25 protein-coding genes and 3 other annotated features (1 of these 28 running past the window's edge) are annotated in these 25,805 nt (G+C 40.3%); of the genes, 23 read left to right on the top strand and 2 right to left on the bottom strand.

What is annotated here, in order from left to right; genetic code table 11:
- Positions 1 to 225: a binding site (T-box leader), on the top strand (it extends 10 nt beyond the left edge of the window).
- A gap of 72 nt (positions 226 to 297) precedes the next feature.
- The 11 genes from thrS to ABID56_RS03425 all read left to right on the top strand — a co-directional run bounded on the left by thrS (position 298) and on the right by ABID56_RS03425 (position 9,419).
- Positions 298 to 2,238 (top strand): threonine--tRNA ligase, encoded by a 1,941-nt coding sequence (gene thrS / locus ABID56_RS03475; RefSeq protein WP_354219223.1) that lies wholly within the window; start codon positions 298 to 300, stop codon positions 2,236 to 2,238.
- Between the two features lie 391 nt (positions 2,239 to 2,629).
- Positions 2,630 to 2,782, top strand: a sequence feature (ribosomal protein L20 leader region).
- Positions 2,783 to 2,869: 87 nt separating this feature from the next.
- Positions 2,870 to 3,373, top strand: coding sequence for a translation initiation factor IF-3 (infC, locus tag ABID56_RS03470; protein ID WP_354219222.1), 504 nt, complete (start codon positions 2,870 to 2,872; stop codon positions 3,371 to 3,373).
- A 42-nt stretch (positions 3,374 to 3,415) separates the two neighbouring features.
- Complete coding sequence (gene rpmI, locus ABID56_RS03465; RefSeq protein WP_354219221.1) at positions 3,416 to 3,613, top strand: 50S ribosomal protein L35; 198 nt, start codon at positions 3,416 to 3,418, stop codon at positions 3,611 to 3,613.
- A 42-nt stretch (positions 3,614 to 3,655) separates the two neighbouring features.
- Entirely contained in the window at positions 3,656 to 4,012 is a 357-nt protein-coding gene (rplT, locus tag ABID56_RS03460; RefSeq protein WP_354219220.1) for a 50S ribosomal protein L20, read from the top strand.
- A 66-nt stretch (positions 4,013 to 4,078) separates the two neighbouring features.
- Positions 4,079 to 4,336: a DUF1294 domain-containing protein gene (locus ABID56_RS03455; RefSeq protein WP_354219219.1), complete on the top strand. Its 258-nt coding sequence runs from the start codon at positions 4,079 to 4,081 to the stop codon at positions 4,334 to 4,336.
- Between the two features lie 66 nt (positions 4,337 to 4,402).
- Positions 4,403 to 4,975: a TVP38/TMEM64 family protein gene (locus tag ABID56_RS03450; RefSeq protein WP_354219218.1), complete on the top strand. Its 573-nt coding sequence runs from the start codon at positions 4,403 to 4,405 to the stop codon at positions 4,973 to 4,975.
- Between the two features lie 25 nt (positions 4,976 to 5,000).
- Positions 5,001 to 5,489 (top strand): dUTP diphosphatase, encoded by a 489-nt coding sequence (locus ABID56_RS03445; RefSeq protein ID WP_354219217.1) that lies wholly within the window; start codon positions 5,001 to 5,003, stop codon positions 5,487 to 5,489.
- A 75-nt stretch (positions 5,490 to 5,564) separates the two neighbouring features.
- Positions 5,565 to 6,650, top strand: coding sequence for a M42 family metallopeptidase (locus ABID56_RS03440; RefSeq protein WP_354219216.1), 1,086 nt, complete (start codon positions 5,565 to 5,567; stop codon positions 6,648 to 6,650).
- 224 nt (positions 6,651 to 6,874) lie between these two features.
- Positions 6,875 to 7,663 carry an ABC transporter ATP-binding protein gene (locus ABID56_RS03435; RefSeq protein WP_354219316.1) on the top strand — a complete coding sequence of 263 codons (789 nt, stop codon included), beginning with the start codon at positions 6,875 to 6,877 and terminating at the stop codon, positions 7,661 to 7,663.
- Positions 7,647 to 8,405 (top strand): ABC transporter permease, encoded by a 759-nt coding sequence (locus ABID56_RS03430; RefSeq protein ID WP_354219215.1) that lies wholly within the window; start codon positions 7,647 to 7,649, stop codon positions 8,403 to 8,405. Before ABID56_RS03435 ends, ABID56_RS03430 begins: the two co-directional genes overlap by 17 nt.
- A gap of 18 nt (positions 8,406 to 8,423) precedes the next feature.
- On the top strand, positions 8,424 to 9,419 hold the full coding sequence (locus ABID56_RS03425; protein WP_354219214.1) for an ABC transporter substrate-binding protein: 996 nt from the start codon (positions 8,424 to 8,426) through the stop codon (positions 9,417 to 9,419).
- A gap of 51 nt (positions 9,420 to 9,470) precedes the next feature.
- Here ABID56_RS03425 and sspI read toward each other — a convergent pair whose 3' ends face one another.
- A complete protein-coding gene (gene sspI, locus ABID56_RS03420) occupies positions 9,471 to 9,683 on the bottom strand; it encodes a small acid-soluble spore protein SspI (protein WP_354219213.1) in 213 nt (70 codons plus the stop codon).
- 97 nt (positions 9,684 to 9,780) lie between these two features.
- Here sspI and ABID56_RS03415 point away from each other — a divergent pair, with 97 nt between their 5' ends.
- The 3 genes from ABID56_RS03415 to pheT all read left to right on the top strand — a co-directional run bounded on the left by ABID56_RS03415 (position 9,781) and on the right by pheT (position 14,403).
- Entirely contained in the window at positions 9,781 to 10,530 is a 750-nt protein-coding gene (locus ABID56_RS03415) for a TrmH family RNA methyltransferase (RefSeq protein ID WP_354219212.1), read from the top strand.
- 54 nt (positions 10,531 to 10,584) lie between these two features.
- Positions 10,585 to 10,822 (top strand) — a binding site (T-box leader).
- A gap of 101 nt (positions 10,823 to 10,923) precedes the next feature.
- Entirely contained in the window at positions 10,924 to 11,958 is a 1,035-nt protein-coding gene (pheS, locus tag ABID56_RS03410; RefSeq protein ID WP_354219211.1) for a phenylalanine--tRNA ligase subunit alpha, read from the top strand.
- A 15-nt stretch (positions 11,959 to 11,973) separates the two neighbouring features.
- On the top strand, positions 11,974 to 14,403 hold the full coding sequence (gene pheT / locus ABID56_RS03405) for a phenylalanine--tRNA ligase subunit beta (RefSeq protein ID WP_354219210.1): 2,430 nt from the start codon (positions 11,974 to 11,976) through the stop codon (positions 14,401 to 14,403).
- Between the two features lie 22 nt (positions 14,404 to 14,425).
- Here pheT and rnhC read toward each other — a convergent pair whose 3' ends face one another.
- Positions 14,426 to 15,349, bottom strand: coding sequence for a ribonuclease HIII (gene rnhC, locus ABID56_RS03400; protein ID WP_354219209.1), 924 nt, complete (start codon positions 15,347 to 15,349; stop codon positions 14,426 to 14,428).
- A gap of 134 nt (positions 15,350 to 15,483) precedes the next feature.
- Here rnhC and zapA point away from each other — a divergent pair, with 134 nt between their 5' ends.
- From zapA to ABID56_RS03355, 9 genes are all read left to right on the top strand, one after another.
- Positions 15,484 to 15,750 carry a cell division protein ZapA gene (gene zapA, locus ABID56_RS03395; protein ID WP_354219208.1) on the top strand — a complete coding sequence of 89 codons (267 nt, stop codon included), beginning with the start codon at positions 15,484 to 15,486 and terminating at the stop codon, positions 15,748 to 15,750.
- Complete coding sequence (locus ABID56_RS03390) at positions 15,747 to 16,280, top strand: CvpA family protein (protein ID WP_354219207.1); 534 nt, start codon at positions 15,747 to 15,749, stop codon at positions 16,278 to 16,280. Before zapA ends, ABID56_RS03390 begins: the two co-directional genes overlap by 4 nt.
- A 72-nt stretch (positions 16,281 to 16,352) precedes the next feature.
- The gene (gene polX / locus ABID56_RS03385; protein ID WP_354219206.1) at positions 16,353 to 18,077 is read left to right on the top strand and encodes a DNA polymerase/3'-5' exonuclease PolX; all 1,725 of its coding nucleotides are present in this window, start codon (positions 16,353 to 16,355) and stop codon (positions 18,075 to 18,077) included.
- Entirely contained in the window at positions 18,067 to 20,427 is a 2,361-nt protein-coding gene (locus ABID56_RS03380; protein WP_354219205.1) for an endonuclease MutS2, read from the top strand. Before polX ends, ABID56_RS03380 begins: the two co-directional genes overlap by 11 nt.
- Positions 20,428 to 20,691: 264 nt before the next feature.
- Positions 20,692 to 22,392, top strand: coding sequence for an AMP-binding protein (locus tag ABID56_RS03375; protein WP_354219204.1), 1,701 nt, complete (start codon positions 20,692 to 20,694; stop codon positions 22,390 to 22,392).
- A 103-nt stretch (positions 22,393 to 22,495) separates the two neighbouring features.
- Positions 22,496 to 23,086 carry a fatty acid metabolism transcriptional regulator FadR gene (fadR, locus tag ABID56_RS03370; protein ID WP_354219203.1) on the top strand — a complete coding sequence of 197 codons (591 nt, stop codon included), beginning with the start codon at positions 22,496 to 22,498 and terminating at the stop codon, positions 23,084 to 23,086.
- Between the two features lie 13 nt (positions 23,087 to 23,099).
- Positions 23,100 to 23,873, top strand: a complete 774-nt coding sequence (locus ABID56_RS03365) for an enoyl-CoA hydratase (RefSeq protein WP_354219202.1) — start codon at positions 23,100 to 23,102, stop codon at positions 23,871 to 23,873.
- An 18-nt stretch (positions 23,874 to 23,891) separates the two neighbouring features.
- Positions 23,892 to 24,665, top strand: a complete 774-nt coding sequence (locus ABID56_RS03360) for an electron transfer flavoprotein subunit beta/FixA family protein (RefSeq protein ID WP_354219201.1) — start codon at positions 23,892 to 23,894, stop codon at positions 24,663 to 24,665.
- Between the two features lie 30 nt (positions 24,666 to 24,695).
- A complete protein-coding gene (locus tag ABID56_RS03355) occupies positions 24,696 to 25,649 on the top strand; it encodes an electron transfer flavoprotein subunit alpha/FixB family protein (RefSeq protein ID WP_354219200.1) in 954 nt (317 codons plus the stop codon).
- Positions 25,650 to 25,805 lie beyond the last annotated feature (156 nt).

The following is a 25,805-nucleotide window of genomic DNA, read 5'->3' as shown; positions in this document are numbered from 1 at the left end:
TGATGAGGATAGAAACAATTTAACACAGCTTTACAGAGAAGGAAGTCATGGCTGAAAACTTTCAAGTATGCTAAATTGTTTACCACCTCGGAGCAGTTGTTGTGAACGGAATAATACTTTTCTCAGTAATAATGACCGTCACGTCGGCGTTAACGACGACTTGAGAGCTGCTTATATGAAGCAGAATCAGGGTGGAACCACGGGTTAATCACACTCGTCCCTTTTGGATTAAGGGACGAGTGTTTTTTAATGGTCTTAGATAACGTAATAATCATTAAAGAAAGGTGGAAATTTAACATGAGTGAGATGATTCAAGTAACGTTTCCTGATGGAAATGCAAAGGAGTTTCCACAAGGAACGACGACAGAAGATATTGCTGGCTCGATTAGTTCTGGCTTGAAGAAACAAGCGTTAGCGGGCAAGTTTAATGGTGAGATGGTTGACTTACGTACGCCATTGTATGACGATGGTGACATTCAAATTGTGACGTATCGCGATGAAGAAGGATTAGAAGTGTTGCGCCATTCAACGGCTCATTTAATGGCACAAGCGATTAAACGTTTATACGGCGATGTAAAACTAGGCGTAGGTCCGGTCATTGAAGGCGGATTTTATTATGACATCGATATGGAGGAAACGATTTCGCCGGAAGACCTACCTAAAATCGAAAAAGAAATGAAGAAAATCGTCGATGAAGCGCTAGAAATTCAACGTGTTGATGTGTCGCGTGAGGAAGCGAAAGAACGTTACCGCAAAATCGGTGATGACTTGAAGTTAGAATTAATTGATGACATCCCTGAAGGCGAGCAAGTGTCGATCTATGAACAAGGTGAATTCTTTGATTTGTGTCGCGGTGTACATATTCCGCACACAGGCAAAATTAAAGTCTTCAAATTACTATCGATCTCAGGCGCTTATTGGCGTGGCGATAGTAACAATAAAATGTTGCAGCGTGTTTATGGTACCGCGTTTGAAAAGCAAAGTGAGCTAGATGAACATTTACGTCTGCTTGAAGAAGCGAAAGAGCGTGACCACCGTAAACTTGGAAAAGAGCTTGAAATCTTTACGGTCTCACAAAAAGTCGGACAAGGGTTACCACTTTGGCTTCCGAAAGGGGCAACGATAAGACGTACGATTGAACGCTATATTGTTGATTTAGAAGAGCGTTTAGGTTATGACCATGTGTACACACCTGTATTGGGCAGTGTTGATTTGTATAAAACGAGTGGACATTGGGATCATTACCAAGACGACATGTTCCCAACAATGGAAATGGATAATGAAGATTTAGTGTTACGTCCGATGAATTGTCCGCACCACATGATGGTATACAAAAATCAACTATATAGTTATCGTCATTTACCAGTCCGTATTGCTGAACTCGGCACAATGCATCGTCACGAAATGTCAGGTGCTTTAGCTGGCTTGCAACGTGTTCGTGCGATGACGCTGAATGATGCGCACATCTTCGCACGTCCAGACCAATTAAAAGAAGAATTCATGCGCGTCGTGCACATGATTCAAAATGTTTATCAAGACTTTGGATTAAACGATTACTATTTCCGCTTATCATATCGTGATCCAGCTGATAATGAGAAATACGTTGATAATGATGAAATGTGGAATAAAGCAGAGGCGTTATTAAAAGAAACGATGGAAGAAATGGATGTTGATTATGTCGAAGCACAAGGCGAAGCGGCATTCTATGGTCCGAAATTAGACGTCCAAGTGAAAACAGCTCTCGGAAAAGACGAAACACTATCGACTGTCCAGCTTGACTTCCACTTACCGAATCGTTTTGATTTAACGTATATTGGTGAAGACGGGAAAGAACACCGTCCAGTGGTCATTCACCGTGGTGTTGTATCAACGATGGAACGTTTCGTAGCATTCTTAATTGAAGAATATAAAGGGGCATTCCCGACGTGGTTAGCACCAGAGCAAGTTCGCATTATTCCAGTGTCTTTAGATGCGCATATGGATTATGTGAAGAAAGTTGAAGAGAAGCTACAATACGCTGGTATTCGTGTTGATACGGACCTACGCGATGAGAAATTAGGTTACAAGATCCGTGAATCGCAAACACAAAAAATTCCTTATTCACTCGTCCTAGGTGATCAAGAAATGAACGATGAAGCAGTCAACATCCGTCGTTACGGTGAACAAGACAGCGAAACAATCTCATTAGACAACTTCGTCAATCGCATTGTTGATGAAGTGCAAAATCGTAAACTTTAGTTTGTTAGGTAGTCCCTCATGAAGTGGGGCTACCTTTTATTTAAAAATAGTTGTTGTAAATTACAATGTTGATTTGATATACAATTATAAGCACTGAGTTGTTGAATTGTGAGAAGCGAAGGTGGCGACTCCTGGTCGACTAAAAGCGTTCACGTCCTGCGCCTGCGAGTACTCGGCGCAGAATTAGTCAAGGAAGCTTATGAAATCAGCTTTTGTGGCCAACGTCGACACTAGACCATCCGGGTCGTCGGAAAGCGTCCACCGGCAGCGGATCACAATATCAACAACGGACTTTGAGAAAAGCTTTATTTTGAAAATGATTATGCTAAAAACAGTTGACAGGTTCTATACAACTCGTTATACTAGGTTAAGTAATTGAATAAGGCGAAGGAACGACAAGTAGAAGCACCCGCTTCTCACCTGATTGACGCATGAAAGCAGTTGACAGGTAACTTAATTTTCGCATTTTATACGCCTAAAGCGTATCTAACGACGAAATAAGTATGTGTGGGTGCAGTATGTGTACCGACACTTTTTTTATGCTTATTAAGCGACGATAACGCAAACCACTTGTCTTGCGGCGCCTTAACTTTTAAAGATTTTTTGGAGGTGGCTCACTATTAGCAAGGATATGAATGTTAATGAGGGGATCCGTGCCAAAGAGGTACGTCTCATTGATGTCAATGGTGAACAATTAGGAGTTAAATCACGTCAAGAAGCATTAGATATTGCGGAAAATGCCAACTTAGACCTCGTCTTAGTTGCGCCAAATGCGAAACCACCCGTAGCTCGTATTATGGACTATGGTAAGTATCGCTTTGAACAGCAGAAGAAAGAAAAAGAACAACGCAAGAACCAAAAAACAGTTCAAGTGAAAGAAGTTCGTCTAACACCTCAAATCGAGGATCATGACTTTAACACGAAAGCGCGTAATGCGCAGAAGTTCTTGAAGAAGGGCGATAAAGTCAAAGTTAGTGTTCGTTTCCGTGGCCGTGCTATTACGCACAAAGAATTAGGCCAAGAAGTGCTTGAACGTTTCGCTGAAGCTTGTAATGAGTACAGCACAGTTGAGACGAAGCCGAAGATGGAAGGCCGTAATATGTTCTTAATGCTTGCTCCGATCAACGAAAAATAAAGTGAGCAAACTAAACAACTTTGATTCGAGGAGGATTTTATCATGCCAAAAATGAAGACGCACAAAAGTTCACAAAAGCGTTTTAAGAAAACAGGTACTGGAAAGTTCAAACGTTCTCACGCGTTTACAAGTCACTTATTCCGTAACAAGTCTAAAGACCAAAAGCGTCGTTTAGCGAAACAAACGACAGTTGCTAAAAGTGATGAAGCACGTTTAAACAAATTAATGCCTTATAAATAATAAGGATCGCGAAATAGAAAGATTAATCAGGAGGGATTACTTATGCCACGTGTAAAAGGTGGAACAGTAACACGTCAACGTCGTAAGCGTACGTTGAAATTAGCCAAAGGTTATTACGGTTCAAAACGAACGTTATTCAAAACAGCTAAACAACAAGTCATGAAATCAGGTCAGTATGCATACCGTGACCGTCGCCAGAAAAAACGTGATTTCCGTAAATTATGGATCGCACGTATTAACGCTGCGGCTCGTATGAACGACCTTTCATATAGCCGTCTCATGCACGGTCTAAAACTAGCTGGTGTTGAAGTTAACCGTAAAATGCTAGCAGAGTTAGCTGTAAATGATGAGCAAGGCTTTGCTGAATTAGCTGAAAAAGCAAAAGCAGCTTTAAAATAACGGTTAAATAAGAGTTGTCCTTAAAAAAAGGGCAGCTCTTTTTCTATATGAAAGAGGAGAGGTATTGTGACGATCTTTTTATATGTATTAGTCTTAATAGCAAGCGTTATTGCATTTATCATGATGGGGCTTGACAAATATTATGCGAAGCAAGGACACTGGCGGATTGCTGAACGTTCGTTATGGATGATAGCACTTGTTGGTGGAGCACCAGGATCATGGTTTGGCATGATTACGTTTCGACATAAAACAAAGCATGCTATATTTCAATATGGCATGCCAGCGCTAACAATTGGGTGGATGATTGTATTGCTATTCGTTTAGCCTGTCATAAAGGCTCGTCTCGTGTCATATGATACAGTAAGTGTTAGCGCATAGGGGGCGAGTCAGATGGAACATACACTATCGTGGTTAGATGATGTTAAACAGCATGTCCCTATCGTAGCCCCGGTTATGTTCATTATTTTTCATATCATTCGTCCATTTTTATTTATACCAGTGGCGGCTATATGTATTACAGGCGGTTTATTGTTTGGTTTAACATACGGTACCTTTTATTCCTGGATCGGCGTCACGTTATCAAGCTTGTTGTTTTATGGTATGGTTCACACATCTAAAACCAATCATAAAATGAATCAATTAAAAAACCACGTGAGTCATAAACTAGACGGTTTATCGACGTCTCAAGTTGTGTTGTTACGCTTAATGCCCTTTATACATTTTCATTTTATTTCGTTGCTTATGATTGAAATAACGCGAAATTTTCGTGATTATATGAAGTTACAAGTGTTGTCTAATGTGCCATTAGCCGTTTTTTATACGACACTTGGTCAATGGTTACACACATTAAGCTGGCATTATATAATCGTATTAGCAATCTTGTTTACTATTATGTTTATCATACTCAGACGGCGTGAATGGATCTGGACGTTGGATGAATATTTTGCACGTCATGCAGATTAAGTAGAAACGTAGGAGGTTATCATCGATGGATTGGAAACGACTTTACAGAATGCAGGCTGAATTAGACCAGCATATTATGAATGCGATACCGCAAACAAAAGATGAAATTTATGATGACAAAGTGTTAGCATTATATGTTGAAATTGGCGAATTGGCTAATGAAACGCGTTGCTTTAAATATTGGAGTCAAAAAGGACCAAGTGACCGAGAAACGATATTAGAGGAGTATGTCGATGGCATTCATTTTATTTTGTCAATCGGGTTAGACTTAGGCTTTCACTTTGATGATGAAGTGCTAGATATTCCTAATGTTGACCGTCTAACAACAGGTTTTCAATCGGTGTATTCAGCTATAGAACGGTTAAAGCAATCGAAAGATCGAGTTGACTATGATAGGCTTATGAATCAGTATTTGGCGTTAGGTCACGTATTATCATTTTCTACAGACGATATTGTCCAAGCTTATATCGATAAGAATGAAAAAAATCACGAACGCCAAGAACAAGGCTATTAATCCTTTGAGAAAACGCTTTATTTTCGTTATAATAGAAAAGGTGTCAAAAAATTAGTACAAAGAGGAGGACCAACATTGACGACATTAGACGATCAACTTAAGATGTTGAAAGATTTAACGGATGCAAAAGGTGTTCCGGGTAATGAGCGTGAAGCACGCGACGTCATGAAACAGTACATAACACCTTATAGTGATGAGGTGACAACAGACCATTTAGGCAGTTTAATTGCTAAAAAAGTAGGCCAAGCAGGAGGCCCGAAAGTCATGGTAGCGGGTCACTTAGATGAAGTAGGTTTCATGGTGACACGTATCGATGAAAACGGATTTCTTTATTTCCAAACGCTCGGTGGCTGGTGGAATCAAGTCATGCTGGCTCAACGTGTCACGGTCGTCACCAAACAAGGTGATGTGACAGGCGTTATTGGCTCAAAACCACCGCATATTTTATCAGCTGACCAACGTAAGAAACCTGTTGAGATTAAAGACATGTTTATTGACATTGGAGCATCAAGTAAAGAAGAAGCGGAGGAATTTGGCGTACGCCCAGGCGATTCTGTCGTGCCTTACTTTGATTTCACAGTGATGGATAACGAGAAGATGTTACTTGCAAAAGCGTGGGATAACCGAATTGGTTGCGCGATTGCGATTGATGTTTTAAAACAATTGCAAGGTGAAGATCATCCGAACGAGGTGTACGGTGTTGGTACGGTACAAGAAGAGACAGGTCTTCGTGGTGCACGTACGTCAGCTCACGCGATCAAGCCAGATATTGGCTTTGGTGTTGATGTTGGCATTGCAGGTGACATGCCAGGCGTTTCAGACAAAGAAGCGGCTGCGAAATTAGGCGACGGGCCACAAATTATTCTTTATGATGCTTCGATGATTTCGCACAAAGGTGTACGTGATTTTGTCGTTGATACAGCTGAATCGTTAGATATTCCGTTCCAATATGATTCATTAGCTGGTGGCGGAACAGATTCAGGGTCTATCCATTTAACAGCAAATGGTGTGCCATCGTTATCGATTACAGTTCCAACACGTTACATCCACTCACATGCAGCGATGTTACATCGTGATGATTACGAAAATGCGGTTAAATTAATTGTTGAAGTGATTAAGAAGCTTGACCAAGATACAGTTGAACAATTAACATTCAGCTAATCCATTAAATCAGACTATTTTCATCAGAATTGAATAATCGATTATGAATACTAACCGAGGTGATGTTTGTTATCACTTCGGTTAGTTTTTTTATGGTTTAATTGACGTCTTATACATATTTATTGAAAAATTGATTGACACAAAATGCATCGTATTTATATAATATATAACTGTAATCATAATCCTTATTATTTTTATAGGGATTATAAGGAATGGGTGATGATATGTTTTTAGAAGTGAATGACGTCGGTAAGTCATTTCATGATAATCAAAGTGGGTCGTTTCATGTTTTTTCGAATATAGACCTATCAATTGAACAAAATCAATTTGTGTCTATCTTAGGCCCTTCTGGTTGTGGTAAATCAACATTGCTATCAATGGTGGCTGGTTTAGAGTCAATCAGCGAAGGCACAATCACATTAGAAGATAGTACCATTAAACAACCTGGACCAGATCGTGGCATGGTGTTCCAAGAGCCTTCTTTATTCCCTTGGTTAAATGTTGAAGAAAATGTCATGTTCCCGCTCAAAAATAGTACTTCAAAACAGGAAGCTAAAGAAAGAGCAAATACCTTTTTACAAATGGTGCATTTAAGCCGGTTTAAACATCATTACACTCATGAACTGTCGGGTGGTATGCAACAACGTGTGGCCATTGCACGTGCTTTAGCAATGGATCCCAAAGTGTTGTTAATGGATGAACCGTTTGGGGCATTAGATGAGCAGACACGTCATATTTTGCACGATGAATTAATGAAGATTTGGCAAGAAACGCAAAAGACCATTTTGTTCGTGACACATAGTATTCAAGAGGCGATTAAACTTTCGGATCGTGTCGTAGTGATGGGAACTCGTCCAGGTCGTATTATTGCAGATTTTAACATTGACGTGCCCCGACCACGAGAACGTGATGATGCGGATGTCATTCAGTTAGAAAAAGACGTGATGGGTTTGCTAGAAGGCGAAATTAATAAAGTGTTAAAGGAAGAGCTGAGTTATGAACATAGCGATTAAACGATTGTTATTCATCATCGTGCTTTTAGGCATTTGGCAAGGCATATACGTGGCAGGATTATATCCAAACTACATCGTTCCGTCACCAGTGACTGTTGGGACAACGCTAGTTGAGGGGTTTGTCGGTGGCGATTTACTCCGGGCGTTAGCGGCTAGTTTCAAACACTTATTGATTGGACTTTCACTGTCGATTGTGATTGGAACGTTATTAGGTGTTATTCTCGGTAAATCAAAGCAAGCAGATGAAACAGCTGGAATGTATTTGATTGCTTTACAGAGCATTCCGAGTATTGTTTGGGTTCCGTTAGCGATCTTGTTGTTCGGATTTACTGAGACAGCTGTTATTTTTGTAGTTGTCGTTGGTGGCACGTTTGTGATGGCGTTAAATGTTCGCTCAGCGATTCATAACGTACCGCCACAATTTGTGCGGGCGGCAAGAACGATGGATACGAAAGGATTGCAATTGTTTTACCGTGTAGAAGTGCCAGCTAGCGTCCCTTATTTTATACAAGGTGTCCGATTAGCGTGGGCTTTTAGTTGGCGAGCATTAATGGCGGGAGAATTTTTAAGTAATGGTCCTGGTTTAGGTTATTCACTTAGCTTCGCACAAGATTATGCCAGAATGGATCAAGTTATCGGTATCATTATCATTATTGGGGTTATTGGCGCTGTCGTTGACATGCTCGTTTTCTCTAAACTCGAGACAAACGTCATGAAACGTTGGGGCTTATTAAAAACATGAGAAAGGATTGTTGAACAAATGAAACGATTAATAACTTTTGCGTTTATATTATTGATGGGCGGTATTATGGCTGCTTGTGGAAATGCATCAGCTGATAATAATGATTCAGAAACCATTACAATTGGTTATTTTCCGAACATTAACCACGTGGCCGGGATGGTCGCTGAAGAAAAAGACATGTATACAGAAACGTTACCAGATGGAACTGACGTGAACTATAAATACTTCCCAGACGGATCGGCGTTTATGACAGCCGTCGAAACAGGTGAAATTGAAGGTGGCTTGGTAGGGCCTGGACCTGCGATGAACCATTTCGCAAGTGGTGCGGATGTTAATATTGTTGGAGCAGGGTCTAAAGGAGGTACGGTCATCATGGCACGACAAGATGCAGGGATTAACTCGCCTGAAGATTTAGCTGGAAAATCGTTTATTTCACCACGCGTCGGGTGCACGCATGATGTACAATTTGAAACGATGATGAAAGAAGAATACGGTCTTACATCCGATCGTGTCGGCGGTGAAATGAAACATGTAACGGGTAAGCCAGCCACATATGCAAGCATGTTTGAAACAGGGCGCGTGGATGTCGGAACCGTTCCAGAACCGTGGGCGTCTGTTATTGAAGCAGAAGGAACAGGTAAAGTATTAGTGGATACACCTAATGTGGCATATGGTGAAACCTTACCAGCAGCTGTGTTTGTAACGTCGCAAGAATTAGTTGATAACAAGCCTGAAAAAGTACAAAATATCGTTGATGCTCACAAACAAGCAACAGAGTTTATTCAAAATAATCCTGAAGAAGCGAAAACGATTGCGATTAAGAAGATTAAAGACATTACAGACCAAGAATTATCGCAAGACGTGATTGATAACGCGTGGGAGCGAATTGAATTCTCTTATGACGTCGATGAGCAAGTGCTTCAAGATTTTATTGATTCGTCATATGATTTAGGATTTTTAGACGAACAACAGAACTTAGACGGACTAGTCGATCAATCGTTCCTAGAATCATAATCATTAAAGAACCTGTCGCTTTATATTAAAGTGACAGGTTCATTTTTTTGATTACAACTTACCGACTTCTGTTTCTAATGTTGATAACATCGTTTCTTTTTCATCTTCAGATGCTTGTTGCCAGTACATTTCGAATAAGACGCCTAACCCGGGTAACATTTTTTCTTCGCCGCTTTGGATTGCTTCGGCAATAGTTGCTTCAAGTTGTTCTTCGTTATGACCCGCAATATTATTTTTAACGGCTTGTCGTAAGTTTAAATCCATTTAACCACCTCTGCACAAATTAATATGTCATTAGTTTGACCATCATTGATTCAGTTATGTATGATAAATTTATGTTAAGTAGAGGAGTTTAAAACATATGATCATTGAATCGAAACAAAACGAACGAGTGAAACAGTGGAAGAAGTTACATAAACGGAAGAATCGGGACGCAGATGGCTATTTATTAGTTGAAGGTTGGCATCTAGTTGAAGAAGTGTTTCATAGTAATTGGTCGATTAAAGAATTAATTGTAAAAGAAGCGACAACCCTACCTAAGGAATATGATGATATTAAACAGTTTTACGTGACTGATGCTGTATTCCGCGAGTTGTCTCAAACTGAAACAAATCAAGGCATTATTGCTGTTGCAGAGAAACCGAATTATCAAGTTGATGCTCAGACAACACAAAAAGTATTATGTTTAGATGGTATCCAAGACCCTGGTAACTTAGGGACAATTATGCGAAGTGCGTTAGCTTTTCAAATTGACCTTATTGTGTTAGGAACTGGAACGGTCGATCCGTTTAATGATAAGGTTATTCGAGCGACGCAAGGGGCAATCTTTCAAGTGCCGTTTGTACAAGGTGATTTAACGGACTGGCTAACGGAGCTAAAGAAAAACGATATTCCTATATGGGCGACGGCTTTAGATGAAAGGGCACAGCCATTGCCTCATGTTTCAGCTCGCGATCAATATGCCATTATTGTCGGTAATGAAGGAAGTGGCGTGAGTAAAACCGTCATTGATCAAGCTGATGAAACCTTATACATCCCGATTGCCGAGCAAAGTGAGTCATTAAATGTCGGTGTTGCTGCGAGCATCGTTTTGTATCATTTTCAACAATAGACTTGATAATTAACGATAAGTTATCTATAATATTCTTTTAGGAGAAACGTATAATGAAAAGCTATGAAAGAGCCGAGTAATCACCCGTTCAGCTGTTTGAAAAGGGAGGGAAGCCTTAGACTGAAAGCTTGCCGAAACAGTCGGGTAGACGAATTTCACTCTGGAGCTGGTGCTTGGACCTTGTTTCATCAAGTAAAAGTGACCCGGGGGCTATCCTCGTTATTCAAATGAAGTGGGTATACATATGTATGCCAATTAGGGTGGTAACACGGAATCACAACTCGTCCCTTCGTTATAGAAGGGGCGAGTTTTTTTGTTTGAACGCTTATCGCTATGTTGTCATTGTGGTGGCGGAAGTGATGAACTGTTGGTTTAGAAAAGGAGGCTATTATTGTGAAAGAGCGTTTGCAATCAATTAAAGAAGAAGCGTTGCAACAAATTGACGAAGTGAAAGATTCTAAAGCGTTGCAAGATCTTCGTGTTAAGTACTTAGGAAAAAAGGGTCAAATAACGGAAGTCCTTAAGGGGATGGGTAAGTTATCAAAAGAGGAACGACCAGTCATTGGTCAATTAGCTAACGACATTCGTGATGCGATTACGGAAGCGTTAGATACGAAGCAAGCAACATTGGAAGAGGCGGCACTAGAACAACAATTAAAAGAAGAGACGATTGACGTCACGTTACCTGGTAAGCCAGCGCAAGTGGGTGGATCCCATTTGTTAATGGGCGTTATTCGTGATATTGAAGATTTATTTACGAGTATGGGATATGAAGTGGCTGAAGGACCAGAAGTCGAAACAGATTATTACAACTTTGAAGCCTTAAACTTACCAAAAGGGCATCCAGCTCGCGATATGCAAGATTCATTTTATATTACAGAAGAGTTATTAATGCGCACTCACACATCACCTGTCCAAGCACGTACGATGAACCAACATGAAGGACGCGGACCTGTGAAAATCATTTGTCCTGGTAAGGTGTATCGTCGCGACACAGATGATGCGACTCACTCTCACCAGTTTACGCAAATTGAAGGGCTTTATGTTGATGAAAACATCCGTATGAGTGATTTGAAAGGGACGCTGAATGCGCTAGCGAAATACTTGTTCGGTGAAGATCGTGATATTCGTCTTCGTCCAAGCTATTTCCCATTTACTGAACCGTCAGTTGAAATGGATATTTCGTGTAAAATGTGCGGTGGTGAAGGTTGTTCTGTATGTAAACAAACAGGTTGGATTGAAATGTTAGGTGCAGGCCTCGTTCATCCAAATGTATTAGAAATGGCTGGATTTGATTCAGAGCGTTATTCTGGTTTTGCATTTGGTATGGGACCTGAACGCATTGCCATGTTAAAACACGGAATTGAAGATATTCGTCATTTCTATACGAATGACGTTCGTTTCTTGAAACAATTCCATCGGGTATAAAGGAGGATTAATGATATGTTTGTGTCTACGAATTGGTTAAAACAATATGTTGATGTTGATCACGTCTCGACTGAACAACTAGCTGAAGATATTACGAAAACAGGGGTCGAAGTGGAGCAAGTAATGCCACCTGTCATCGAAAGCGACCAGCTTGTTGTCGGTTACGTTCAACAATGTGAGCAACATCCTAACGCTGATAAATTAAATTTATGTCAAGTAGACGTCGGAGAAGATCACGTGTCACAAATTGTCTGTGGCGCTGATAACGTAGCGGCTGGACATCACGTCATTGTGGCTAAACCTGGCGCGGTGTTGCCAGGTGGTATGAAGATTAAAAAGACGAAACTACGTGGTGAAGCATCTGAAGGTATGATTTGTTCATTACAAGAATTAGGTGTCGATGAAAAATATATCGCGGATGACTATAAAGATGGGATTTATGTCATCGAGGAAGACGTAGAAGTTGGGCAACTCGCAGCGCCGTTATTGAACTTGGATGATGCGATCATTGAATTTGATGTGACACCTAACCGTTCAGACTGTTTAAGCATGTTAGGCATGGCGTATGAAGTCGCTGCGATGTATGATCAATCAATTACATTACCAGATGCAACAGTGAATGCATCAGATAAACAGTCCAGTGACTATATCGATGTCACCATTCAAGATGAACAAGCCAATCCATATTACGGCGCTTGGATTATTGACGGTTTAACAGTGACGACATCACCGTTATGGTTACAAAATCGATTAATTAGTGCTGGTATTCGACCGATTAATAATGTCGTGGATGTGACGAACTATATTTTATTAGAATATGGTCAACCGTTACACGCATTTGATTATGATCGTTTTGACTCTAAACACGTCGTGACGCGTTTAGCTGAAGATGGTGAAACGATTCGTACATTAGATGGTGAAGAGCGTACGTTATCAGATCACCACTTGGTTATTACAAATGGTGAGGAAGCTCATGCTATTGCAGGTGTTATGGGTGGCGAACAATCAGAAGTCCAACACGATACGACGACTGTTTTATTAGAAGCGGCTTATTTCGACCCACAAACGATTCGGACAAGTTCAAAAGATCATGGCATTCGGAGTGAAGCGAGTGTTCGTTATGAAAAAGGGTTGGACATTACACGTGTGAAAGAAGCGGCTAGTCGTGCGGCGCAGCTTCTCGCTCAATTAGGCAATGGCACCGTTTTAGGTGATATCGTAGAGGCTGGTTCAACAGATTGGACACCTCATCGAATTCAATTCACACAATCCGAAATGGCTCGTCGAATTGGTGCTGATATTACGTTAAAGCAAATGATTAACATTGTTGAGCGTTTACGTTTCGATTATGAAGTTGACGGTGAAGCGATTACGGTAACAGCGCCACCTAGACGACAAGACATTACCATCAAAGAAGACATGCTTGAAGAAATTGCGCGTTTATATGGTTATGACCATATTCCTTATACTTTACCAGTAGGTGAAATGAGTCCAGGTGGTTTAACACGTCAACAAACGTTGTTACGTGATGTTCACGGTTATTTACAAGCAAGTGGGTTGTATGAAGCGGTGACATATTCGCTTACGACTGAAGCTAAAGCAGACCGTTTTATGAGCCCGGATATACGTGAATTAAATGTTTCACCAGTTAAACTAGCGATGCCGATGAGTGATTTGCATAGTCATTTACGCTTAAGCGCAGTGCCTGAATTACTTACAAGTCTCCAGTATAATATCGCGCGAAATCAATATCACATCGGTTTATATGAATTAGGATCTGTTTATACGCAAACGAACGGTGCAGGCTCTCAACCAATTGAACGATTACGCTTGTCGGCTGCTGTAACGGGTATGTGGGAAAATCATGCTTGGCAAGGTGAACGTAAGCCAGTTGATTTCTTCGTGCTAAAAGGCGTCCTAGAAGGGCTAGTCGATTATTTAGCGATTGACGGTGTTAGCTTTAAACAAGCAGAGATTGACGACTTACATCCTGGTCGTACAGCTGTCGTTGAGTTGAATGGCACTGTTATCGGTTATATTGGTCAGGTTCACCCGACAGTTGAAAAAGAATTCGATCTACAGCCGACATACGTTTTTGACCTTAATTTAGAAGCGTTAATAGCTGAGACGAATACACAATCAGGATATGAACCGATCTCGAAATACCCGGCAATCGCTCAAGATTTAGCGTTTGTCGTTGATCAAACGGTACCAGCGGCTGAGTTGGAACAGGCGATTGTCGACAAAGGACAGCCTCACCTACGAAGCGTTCGAGTATTTGACGTATATGAAGGTGAACATATGGAACCAGGCAAAAAATCAGTCGCCTTTAACCTCATGTTCCAAAACCAAGAACGAACATTAACAGACGAAGAAATTGAACAAGCAAGAGCAACCATCGTAACTCATCTAGAATCACAATTTGACGCTACATTAAGAGGTTAACCAATAGAAAAAGCTGAGTCTTTTATGAATCAAGACTCAGCTTTTTTGCTTTTTGTGTATTGCCAAAATGGACTTTTCCGACTTGGTTAAGAAACGATTCGCCTTTTGTGTTAATCAATTGTTTAATTTGCCGGTCGACTTGGTTAGAGGATCCCTTTTGCAACGTAAATCCAACTTTCTTGGATAGCTGCTCCATTTCTTGGACGAATCGGTACCGAGCTAACATAGATGCTGCCGCGACACACGTTGATTGACTTTCCGCTTTTGTTAAAAACGTGATATCGTTATGGGGCCTCGCATCTGATGCTTTAATTTTGTTGTAATAAACACCTGGTTCACAAAACTGATCAATCACAATCCCGCTCGGTGTCATATCATTTAATTTGTTTATCACATGGTCAATCGCATTGTGGTGCATCCACGCTTTCATGCGTGTTTGTGACCAGTTTTGTTGCTTTAATTGATTATATTTTTCATTATTCAATGTCACGGTACTGTAAATAATATCGGTTTTTAAAATATCTTGAACAATCGAGGCGATGGTTTTGTCGTTCATCGATTTCGAATCTTTGACACCAAGTTCACGTAATAATGCTTGCTGACGCTCATCAGCATAGACAGCAGCAACGGTAATCGGCCCGAAATAATCACCAGTGCCCGCTTCATCCGATCCAATATGATCTTTAGTTAACACAGCCTTTGAATGACTTTCGACGTTGTGTTGTTTTTTATTTGTTTGCGGATTGGCATCCCATTTAGCCGCTTCACTAGCATGCTCACTTCCTTGGAATAAGACTTTACCAGATTGGTAGGCCGTAATCGTACATCCGTTATGTTTGGCGACAAATACAGTATGTGGGGGTTGTTTATTCGATTTAGATTGTTGGTAATAGCGATCGATTGCTTCTAATGTCTTGCGGTCGACTTTGATAACAGTTTGTCCCATCATATTACTCCTTTATTTCACATTAGCTTTAGTATATCATGTGACTGTAAAGGTTTCACACGCATGAGTACTTTCCTATTTTAGTCAAAACGTGTTACGATATGTTTTAGAAAAACAGTGAGGAGGCCTCCTGGATGTCTGATGATGAGAAGAATAAAATCACAGTCGATATACATAACCGAAAATACACCGTTGTCGGTGAAGAATCGCCCGAACAGATTAAAATGGTCGCAAGTTTAGTCGATCAAAAAATGGACGAAATACAATTTGCTAAACCGTCCTATGACACAACGCAGTTAGCGGTTTTAACTGCTCTTAATACAATGAATGACTACTTAAAATTGAAACAAGATTACGATGCGCTTATAAACAAGGATAGGAATGAGGACAACAAAAGATGATCGATTTAATATTAATCATTATATTCATTTTAGGTTTTTTAATTGGATTAAAACGAGGTTTTATTTTACAACTGTTACATTTAGCTGGGTTTATTGTCGCGTTTATCGTGGCACGAATTTATTATCAAGACTTAGCGAGTCAATTGGAGTTGTGGATCCCGAATCCGGAGGCTGGCGACACCCATTTTTGGGCTGAAGTGTTATCAACGAGTCATATAGCGGATGCTTTTTATAATGGTGTGGCGTTTATTGCGATTTTTGTCATTGTGAAAGTGTTAATGCAAGTGTTAGCGAACATGCTTGATTTCGTGGCTAACATGCCAGTATTAAATAGTGTGAATAACTTATTAGGTGCTATTTTAGGCTTTATTGAGATGTATATTATAATCTTTATTTTACTATTTGGTATTTCATTATTATCCGTTGGTTTTGTGCAAGATATTGTTCAAGACTCTGCGATTGCATCCTTTATTATTGAGCATACACCTATTTTAACGGAAGCAATTAAAAGTGCGTGGTTTGAACAATAATGATTAGAAGAGGTTCGTCACGATGGCAACCTCTTTTATTTGTGAGAATAGCTCATAAAGGTAGGGGTCGAATTGGATAAAAAACAAGTCATTAAACATTTAGAATCAATCGCTGTACACCTTGAATTAAAAGGGGAAAATGCTTTCAAAATTTCAGCCTATCGCAAAGCAGCCCAAGCGTTAGAGCGTGATGATCGGTCGTTAAATGAAATTGAGGATATCGGAAGCCTCTCTGGTGTCGGCAAAGGGACTAAAGCTGTGATTGAAGAATTTATAGCGAATGAAGAAACTGAAACGCTTAATCAATTAAAACGTGACGTCCCAGAAGGATTAATTCCGTTGTTGAACGTCCAAGGGTTAGGCGGTAAAAAACTGTCACGGTTGTATCACGAACTTGGCGTAACAGATGAAGCGTCATTGCGTGCAGCTAGTGAAAATGGCGACATTGAAGCATTAAGTGGTTTCGGTAAGAAATCGGTTGAGAAAATTATTAAAGCTTTAGATGAACAAGGAACGCGACCAGAGCGCTTGCCGATTGCAAGTGTTATCCCAACGTATGAAGCACTTGTTTCCGAATTGGATCAGTTGGAAGACATTGAGCGCTATGCGATTGCGGGAAGTTTCCGACGACTGCGAGAAGATGTGAAAGATTTAGATTTTATTATTGCTACAAATCAAGCAGAATCGGTGGCAAATCAATTAGTCAATCTGTCTGGCGTCAAAGAAGTCGAAGCGAAAGGCGAAACGAAGGTCACTGTTGTTGTAACAGGTGAATGGGATATGTCAGTTGATTTTCGTCTTGTGGAACCAGATGCGTTTGTGACGACGTTGCATCATTTTACGGGATCTAAAGATCACAATGTTGAAATGAGACGTTTAGCGAAAGAGCAAGGTTATAAAATCAGTGAATACGGTATTGAGCATGTTGAAACGGGAGAGGTGGAAACTTTTACGACCGAAGAAGCGTTTTTTGAGCGACTTGGTTTAACGTTCATCCCGCCGGAATTGCGTGAAACGGGCGAAGAAGTTGAAATGACCATGCCAAATCTCATTTCCATCGATGATGTTCAAGGCGATTTACACATGCACACAACATGGAGTGACGGGGCTCAATCACTTGAAGAAATGGTAGTAAAAGCGCGTGAATTTGGGTATCATTTTATGGCCGTTACCGATCACTCAAAATATTTACAAGTCGCGAATGGTTTGAATGAGGAGCGATTACGAAAACAACGGACGATGATTGATGAGATGAATGCGAAATACGATGACATTCATATTTTTGCTGGCGTTGAAATGGATATTTTACCGGATGGCTCGTTAGATTTTGATGACGACATGTTAGCAGAGCTTGACTTTGTGATTGCATCCATTCATTCTAGTTTTAATCAAGACGAAGAGACGATCATGACCCGTTTAGTTAATGCGATCCAAAACCCATACGTCGATATGATTGCGCATCCAACAGGTCGATTAATTGGTAAACGATCAGGCTACCCCGTTAATGTTGAGCAATTCATTGAGCAAGCAGTTGAACATGATACTATCATTGAGTTGAACGCGAACCCGAACCGACTAGACTTAACGTGGTCATGGTTAAAGGTGGCACAAGAACGCGGAGCTAAAATCGCGATTAATACAGATGCGCACAATTATCAAATGTTAAATGACATGGCAACAGGCATCCAAGCAGCGCGTAAAGGGTGGATTGAGCCTGAAACGGTTGTTAACACGTGGTCAGTTGAGGCCATCCAACAGTTTTTGACAAAGAAAAAAGGTGAGGCAAGTGAACGATAAAATTTTACAACAATTAGAATACCCGAAAGTCATCGAGCAGTTGCAACAGCAAGCCGAAACGAGTTTAGGTCAAGAGATGGCACGTCAAATGAAGCCGTCGACAGACTTGGAAAACATTCAATACTGGCAACGCGAGACTGATGAAGCGGCTCAAGTCGTTCGGTTAAAAGGTCATATCCCATTAGGTGGCATTCGTGATATTCGACCACAAATCAAACGATCTGAAATTGGTGGCATGTTATCGGCACATGAAATATTGGAAGTCGCTAGTACCATCTATGGTGGTCAACAGTTGAAACGGTTTGTTGCTCACATCATCGATGAAGAGGAGATCGACATCCCGATTTTAAATGACCGTGCTGAACACATTTCGAACCTTAATCAATTAGAACGTGCAATTAAAAGTTGTATTGACGATTACGGTCATGTGATGGATGGGGCGTCGAGTCAATTACGGACGATTCGTAGTCAAATCCGTTCATATGAAAGCCGTGTTCGTGACCGTTTAGACGGTTTAACGAAATCTAAAAGTCAAATGCTATCTGATGCGATTGTGACGATTCGCCACGATCGATATGTTTTACCAGTTAAAGCGGAATATCGCAGTCAATTTGGCGGTATGGTGCACGATCAGTCGTCTTCAGGTCAAACATTATTCATTGAACCGCAATCTGTTGTCGATATGAATAATAAGTTACAAGAAGCACGCGTAGAAGAACAGCATGAAATAGAACGGATTTTAAAAGACTTGTCTGAACGGATTCAAACGGACGCTAGTTTTTTAAAAGAAAACGTTAATGCGTTGCAGCAAATCGACTTTATGTTTGCTAAAGCGAAATTAGGACGCCAAATGAAAGCGGCGAAACCGACGATAAACGAAAACGGCGTGATTCGTATGCGTCAAGCGCGTCATCCTTTATTGGAAGAAGATGAAGTGGTAAGTAACGATATTGAAATTGGCGATTCATTTACGGCGATCGTCATTACAGGACCTAACACAGGTGGTAAAACGGTTGCGTTAAAAATGGTTGGCTTATGCACGCTTATGGCACAAACAGGCTTACAAATACCTGCTTTAGACGGCTGTGAGTTGTCTGTATTTGATCATGTATTTGCTGATATTGGCGATGAACAGTCGATTGAACAGAGTTTAAGTACGTTTTCTTCTCATATGACGAATATAGTCGATATTTTAAATCAAGTGACCGATCGAAGTTTAGTGTTGTTTGACGAATTAGGTGCCGGGACAGATCCTCAAGAAGGGGCTGGTTTGGCGATGTCGATTTTAGATTACGTCATTGAACAACGAGCACGTGTCATTGCAACGACGCACTATCCTGAATTAAAAGCATACGGTTATAATCGAGATGAAGTGACCAATGCGTCAGTGGAGTTTGATGTTGAAACGTTACAGCCGACGTATCGACTATTACTCGGTGTGCCTGGACGAAGTAATGCGTTTGATATTTCGAAACGACTCGGTTTAAGTGATAACATTATTCACAAGGCGCAATCTATGGTGAATGATGACTCGCGCTCAGTTGAAAACATGATTGCGTCTTTAGAACAATCAAGACATGAAGCAGAACAGGATTATGAACAAGCAGCTGACATCTTAGAAGAAGCTGAACAATTTTACCGTAGCTTAAAACATGAATATAACCAATATTTGAAGAAAAAAGAGCAGTATGAAGCAAAAGCGAAAGAAAAAGCTGAAAAAGTGTTGGAGCAAGCGCGTGAAGAAGCTGACCAAATTTTAGAAGACTTAAGACAATTGCGCGATGACCATTCGGTTAAAGATCATCATTTCATCGAAGCACGAACGAAATTGGATCAACAAAAAGCGAGTTTGACACCAAAAGATGACCAAACCCCATTAAATGAAGCTGAAAAACCAGCAACACAAACACTTGAAACGGGAGATGAAGTGTTTGTCAAAACATTTAACCAGTCAGGGACCATTGTTCAACAAGTGAACGACAAAGAATATGAAGTCCAACTCGGCGTTTTAAAAATGAAAGTAGCGGTTGAGCAACTTGAGTTTGTAAAACGACCAGAACCTGATAAATCTAAACCATCACCTGTTGTCAAAGGAAACCAAGTGCATGTGAAGCCTGAGCTCGATTTACGTGGTCAACGATATGAAGATGCGATTCAAAAATTAGAAAAGTATGTTGATGAAGCGTTATTGGCGGGCTATCACCAAGTCTCGATCATTCATGGTAAAGGGACAGGGGCATTAATGAAAGGTGTGCAACAGTTCGCGAAGGAACACCGGTCGATAAAGGGAAGCGAATTTGCCCATGCCAATGAAGGTGGTACGGGTGTGACAGTATTGAAGTTGTCTTAGCAGTTGACAGAAAGGATTACACATATGGAAACATTAGCAAAAGTGTTATGGATTGTGGCGATCGTATTTGTACTTGTTGGTATTCTATTTGTCGTCATGAATTAATAAGATGTATTAAATGGCTATAGGTCTATGGGTGACCATAGCCGTTTTTTTCACGATTTTAATTCAGAAATTTCACAAAATAATAAATAATGTTTTAATTTTGTGTCAATTTGTGTTTATAATAGTTATAAATAAATGTTTAAAGGAGGAAGCTCACTTATGGGGGTTGAAGTGAAAAAACCTTGGTTAAAGCATTACCCAGAAGAAGTGCCACCAACGATTGATTATGACAGACGGACGCTTCAGAGCTATTTAGTTGAAAATGCCGAAAACTATCCTAATAAAGTGGCGGTTCATTTTATGGGGAAAGATTTAACGTTTGCAGATGTTTATGAGGCGGCGAAGAAGTTTGCAAGCTACTTGCAACAATTAGGTGTTGAAAAAGGCGATCGTGTTGGTATTATGCTACCGAACACACCTCAATCCGTTATGGCGTATTACGGAACATTACTTGCAGGTGGTGTTGTTGTTCAAACGAACCCGTTATATACTGAACGTGAACTGTCATACCAAATGAAAGATTCAGGTGCTAAAGTGCTTGTTTGCTTAGATATTTTACTTCCTCGTGTAAACGCTATCAAATCTGAAACAGAGTTAGAACATGTTGTGACTACTCGTATCAAAGATTATTTACCATTTCCGAAAAATATGATCCAACCGATGTTACAAAAACGAGAATATGGGATGGTCGTGAAACCAGAGCATGGTGGTGGGACACATGTTTGGACATCAATGCTCGAGGAAGCTGATGGCCAGTACTATGAATACGATATTGATCCTGAAGAAGATTTAGCATTACTGCAATATACTGGAGGGACAACAGGTTATCCTAAAGGTGTGATGTTAACTCATTTTAACCTTGTATCCAATACGCAAATGAGTGACTATTGGTTGTATAAAACGGAATTCGGGAACGAAACCATTTTAGGCATATTACCGTTTTTCCACGTCTATGGCATGACAACAGTAATGAACATGTCGATTATGCAAGCGCAAAAAATGGTCTTAATTCCTAAATTTGATGTGGATAATGTATTAAAGGCCATTGACTCACAGCGCCCGACGCTATTTCCAGGAGCCCCGACTATTTATATCGGGTTATTAAATCATCCGAAATTAAATAAATACGATCTATCGTCCATTGAAGCGTGTATTAGCGGTTCTGCTCCTTTGCCGAAAGAAGTCCAAGAAAAATTTGAAGCAGTAACAGGTGGACGATTAGTTGAAGGATATGGATTGACAGAAACGTCCCCCGTTACGCATTCTAATTTTGTTTGGCAAGATAGACGGAGTGGAACGATTGGCGTGCCTTGGCCAGATACCGATTCGTCAGTATTTGATCCGAATACACATGAGGAGTTAGGTGTTGGTGAAGTTGGCGAAATTGGTGTGAAAGGACCACAAGTGATGAAAGGCTACTGGAATCGTCCAGAAGAAACGAAGCAAGTCTTGAAAGATGGATGGTTTTTTACAGGTGATATGGGTTATATGGATGAAGAAGGGTTCTTCTATATCGTTGATCGTAAGAAAGATATGATTATCGCGGGAGGTTTCAACATTTATCCGCGTGAAGTAGAGGAAATCCTTTATGAACATGAAAGCATCCAAGAGGTTGTAGTGGCTGGTGTACCAGATCCGTATCGCGGTGAAACAGTGAAAGCTTATATCGTCTTGAAAGAAGGCGCTAATTTATCTGAAGATGACTTAGATCAATTTTGCCGTCAAAACTTAGCCGCGTTTAAAGTGCCTAAGTTGTATGAATTCCGTGACGAACTGCCTAAAACGGCCGTTGGCAAAATCTTAAGACGGAAATTAGTCGATGAAGAAAAAGAAAAAATGCAAAAGCAACAAGCAGAATAAGAGAAACAGTTGACACAAACTTAATTTCTATATAAGATAATAGGTGAATGACCATTCATTCACCTATTATTTTTGTTTAAAGAGAACTATAGGAGCCGTTGCTATGGAAAACAAATCGAAGCCGAAATACAAGTTAATATTGGACGCAGCTGTTGACGTTATCGCAGAAAATGGGTATCATCATTCACAAGTGTCGAAGATTGCAAAAAAAGCAGGCGTTGCAGACGGTACCATCTATCTTTATTTTAAAAACAAAGAAGATATTTTAGTTTCATTGTTTGAAGAGAAGATGGGGCAATTCGTTTCGAGGATTCGAAATGAAATTGACCAACTTGATCGTGCTGACGAAAAGTTGTACAAACTGATTGAAATGCACTTCTCGCAGTTGGCTGAAGACCCAAGTCTAGCCATCGTCACACAACTGGAATTAAGACAATCGAACAAAACATTACGACTTAAAATCAATGATGTTTTAAAAGGTTATTTGGCTCTTATGGATGCCATTTTAACAGAAGGCATGGAAGATGGTACATTTTACAGCCAATTGAACGTCCAACTTGTACGTCAAGTATTGTTTGGTACACTTGATGAAGTTGTCACGAATTGGGTGATGAAAGATCAACGTTATGAATTAGTCGATCAAGCGGAGGATGTTCATTATTTAATTTATAATGGCCTTCGTGATCATGGATAAAGGAGTTGATGAAATGGAACATTTATCTTGGGAAAAGCATGAGCAAGCCGCTTATGTAACCATTCAGAGTCCACCTGCGAACGCCCTTTCCTCAGGGATTTTAAAAGATTTAGAACAAGTATTAAATGATGTGGAAGCGGATTCATCTATTAAACTTGTAGTCTTGCGTGGGGAAGGGAAGTTTTTCTCAGCAGGAGCTGATATTAAAGAATTTACATCATTTCAACAACAAGATGATTATAAACAGCTATCGAAAAAAGGTCAACAATTGTTTGATCGAATTGAACAATTTCACATACCAGTCATTGCATCGATCCACGGTGCAGCACTAGGTGGTGGTTTAGAATTAGCAATGGCTTGTCACATCCGTATCGCAACAAAAGACACGAAACTGGGCTTGCCAGAATTAAATTTAGGTATTATTCCAGGTTTTGCTGGGTCTCAGCGGTTACCACGTTATGTTGGTATCCCGAAAGCGTATGAAATGATTTTAACCGGTGAGCCCATTTCAGCAGATGAAGCTGCACATTATGGATTAGTGAATCAAGTGGTAGAAAAATCTGAATTAGACTCTACAACTTCTAAGTTAGCAACAAAAATCCAAGCAAAAAGTGGCCCATCGATTCATGCAATTATGAAGTTAATGCCGTACGCTCAAACATCACAGTTTGCTAGCGGAGTGGCACAAGAGGCAGAAGAATTTGGGAAAGTGTTTGGCAATGACGATGCTCAAGAAGGGGTTCAAGCTTTTATTGAGAAACGTCAGCCAAACTTTAAAGATCAATAGATTAAGGGAGGTCATCGTATGAACATTTATGTTCTGATGAAAAAAACATTTGATACAGAAGAGAAGATTCAAATTAAAGGCGGTGCCATCGAAGAAGAAGGTGCTGAATTCATCATTAACCCTTATGATGAGTACGCGATTGAAGAGGCGATTAATCAACGTGATGAACACGGTGGTGAAGTAACCGTCGTTACAGTTGGCGATGAAGATTCAGAGCAACAGTTAAGAACAGCCCTAGCAATGGGAGCGGACCAAGCAGTATTAATCAATACAGAAGATGATGTTGAAGATGGTGACCAATATACAACATCGACGATTCTATCAACGTATTTAAAAGATAAAGAGGTTGACTTAATCTTGGCTGGTAACGTGGCAATTGACCAAGCAAGTGGACAAGTTGGACCACGCGTTGCAGACCAATTAGATATGGCATACGTCACGACAATTACTGAAATTAATATCGACGGTGAAACGGCAAATATTGTACGAGATGTTGAAGGTGATGAAGAAAAAGTTCAAACATCATTACCATTATTAGTGACATGTCAACAAGGTTTAAATGAACCACGTTACCCATCTCTTCCAGGGATTATGAAAGCGAAGAAGAAACCATTAGAAGAGTTGGAGTTAGACGATTTAGATCTTGAAGAAGACGATGTCGAAGCGAAAACCGAAACATCTGACGTTTTCCTTCCACCTGAAAAAGAAGCAGGTAAAGTGTTAGAAGGTGAAATCGACGATCAAGTGAAAGAACTCGTGTCGTTATTACGTTCAGAAGCAAAAGTACTTTAATTAAACAGGTGCCGAAAGGAGACAATATATATGACTACATTTTTAGCGTTTGCAGAAGCAAAAGACGGAGAATTACGTAATGTATCGTTCGAAACGATTGCAACAGCAAAACAAATCGATGACAGTGCTGACGTTGTCGGTGTCGTTTTAGCTGACCAAAATACGGAGACATTAGCAAATGAAATGATTCAATACGGCGCTGATCGTGCTGTAGTAGTGGAGCATTCAGATTTAAAAGAATACACATCAGATGCTTTTACTCAAGCAGCGATGGCTGTTATTAATGACGAAGACCCAGATGGTATCGTGATGGGGCATACGTCGGCTGGTAAAGACTTGTCGCCTCGTTTAGCGAACAAATTGGATTCTGGACTCGTATCAGATGTTACAAGCATCGATGGTGACGAATTTGTTCGTCCGATTTATTCAGGAAAAGCATTTGAGAAGAAAACGATTAAAGACGGATTAACATTTGTGACGATTCGTCCGAACAACATTGCGCCATTAGAACAAGACGAAAGTCGTTCAGGTGACGTGAGTTCATTAGATGTTGACATTAAAGACTTACGTACGGTAATTCAAGATGTTGTTCGAAAAGCATCTGAAGGTGTCGATCTATCTGAAGCGAATATTATCGTAGCAGGTGGTCGTGGCGTGAAAAGCGCTGAAGGTTTTGAACCACTGTACGAATTAGCCGATGAATTAGGTGCGGCAGTTGGTGCGTCGCGTGGTGCTTGTGATGCTGGTTATTGCGATTATTCGCTACAGATTGGTCAGACAGGTAAAGTCGTAACACCTGATTTGTATATCGCTGTCGGTATTTCGGGTGCCATCCAACACTTAGCTGGTATGTCTAACTCAAAAGTGATCGTCGCGATTAACAAAGATCCAGAAGCGAACATCTTTAACGTAGCGGATTATGGTATTGTCGGCGACTTATTCGATGTCATTCCGAAATTTACAGAAGAAATTAAAGCATTGTAATTAATCTATACCAAGCCCCTAGTTATGATTTGAGCAAATTGCTTTAGTCCTAGGGGCTTTTATGTTGTAATTAAAAGTGAAAACACATTAACTCAATACAAACAAAGTATTGGCACGGTTCTTATATCACGTGCTATACTATGTTTGAATTCGAAT

Source organism: Alkalibacillus flavidus, from assembly GCF_040545925.1.
Classification (GTDB): Bacteria; Bacillota; Bacilli; order Bacillales; family Alkalibacillaceae; genus Alkalibacillus; species Alkalibacillus flavidus.
This window is presented reverse-complemented; position numbering and strand designations above follow the sequence as displayed.

Bases quoted from the DNA above. Each gene is read 5' to 3' on its own strand.
- infC (WP_354219222.1), top strand. From the start codon at position 2,870: ATGAATGTTAATGAGGGGATCCGTGCCAAAGAGGTACGTCTCATTGAT.
- rpmI (WP_354219221.1), top strand. From the start codon at position 3,416: ATGCCAAAAATGAAGACGCACAAAAGTTCACAAAAGCGTTTTAAGAAA.
- ABID56_RS03425 (WP_354219214.1), top strand. From the start codon at position 8,424: ATGAAACGATTAATAACTTTTGCGTTTATATTATTGATGGGCGGTATT.
- zapA (WP_354219208.1), top strand. From the start codon at position 15,484: ATGTCTGATGATGAGAAGAATAAAATCACAGTCGATATACATAACCGA.
- ABID56_RS03360 (WP_354219201.1), top strand. From the start codon at position 23,892: ATGAACATTTATGTTCTGATGAAAAAAACATTTGATACAGAAGAGAAG.
- ABID56_RS03435 (WP_354219316.1), top strand. From the start codon at position 6,875: ATGTTTTTAGAAGTGAATGACGTCGGTAAGTCATTTCATGATAATCAA.
- thrS (WP_354219223.1), top strand. From the start codon at position 298: ATGAGTGAGATGATTCAAGTAACGTTTCCTGATGGAAATGCAAAGGAG.
- pheT (WP_354219210.1), top strand. From the start codon at position 11,974: ATGTTTGTGTCTACGAATTGGTTAAAACAATATGTTGATGTTGATCAC.
- fadR (WP_354219203.1), top strand. From the start codon at position 22,496: ATGGAAAACAAATCGAAGCCGAAATACAAGTTAATATTGGACGCAGCT.
- rnhC (WP_354219209.1), bottom strand. From the start codon at position 15,349: ATGGGACAAACTGTTATCAAAGTCGACCGCAAGACATTAGAAGCAATC.
- ABID56_RS03415 (WP_354219212.1), top strand. From the start codon at position 9,781: ATGATCATTGAATCGAAACAAAACGAACGAGTGAAACAGTGGAAGAAG.
- ABID56_RS03355 (WP_354219200.1), top strand. From the start codon at position 24,696: ATGACTACATTTTTAGCGTTTGCAGAAGCAAAAGACGGAGAATTACGT.
- sspI (WP_354219213.1), bottom strand. From the start codon at position 9,683: ATGGATTTAAACTTACGACAAGCCGTTAAAAATAATATTGCGGGTCAT.
- ABID56_RS03445 (WP_354219217.1), top strand. From the start codon at position 5,001: ATGGATTGGAAACGACTTTACAGAATGCAGGCTGAATTAGACCAGCAT.
- ABID56_RS03365 (WP_354219202.1), top strand. From the start codon at position 23,100: ATGGAACATTTATCTTGGGAAAAGCATGAGCAAGCCGCTTATGTAACC.
- ABID56_RS03450 (WP_354219218.1), top strand. From the start codon at position 4,403: ATGGAACATACACTATCGTGGTTAGATGATGTTAAACAGCATGTCCCT.
- ABID56_RS03375 (WP_354219204.1), top strand. From the start codon at position 20,692: ATGGGGGTTGAAGTGAAAAAACCTTGGTTAAAGCATTACCCAGAAGAA.
- rplT (WP_354219220.1), top strand. From the start codon at position 3,656: ATGCCACGTGTAAAAGGTGGAACAGTAACACGTCAACGTCGTAAGCGT.
- ABID56_RS03390 (WP_354219207.1), top strand. From the start codon at position 15,747: ATGATCGATTTAATATTAATCATTATATTCATTTTAGGTTTTTTAATT.
- ABID56_RS03430 (WP_354219215.1), top strand. From the start codon at position 7,647: ATGAACATAGCGATTAAACGATTGTTATTCATCATCGTGCTTTTAGGC.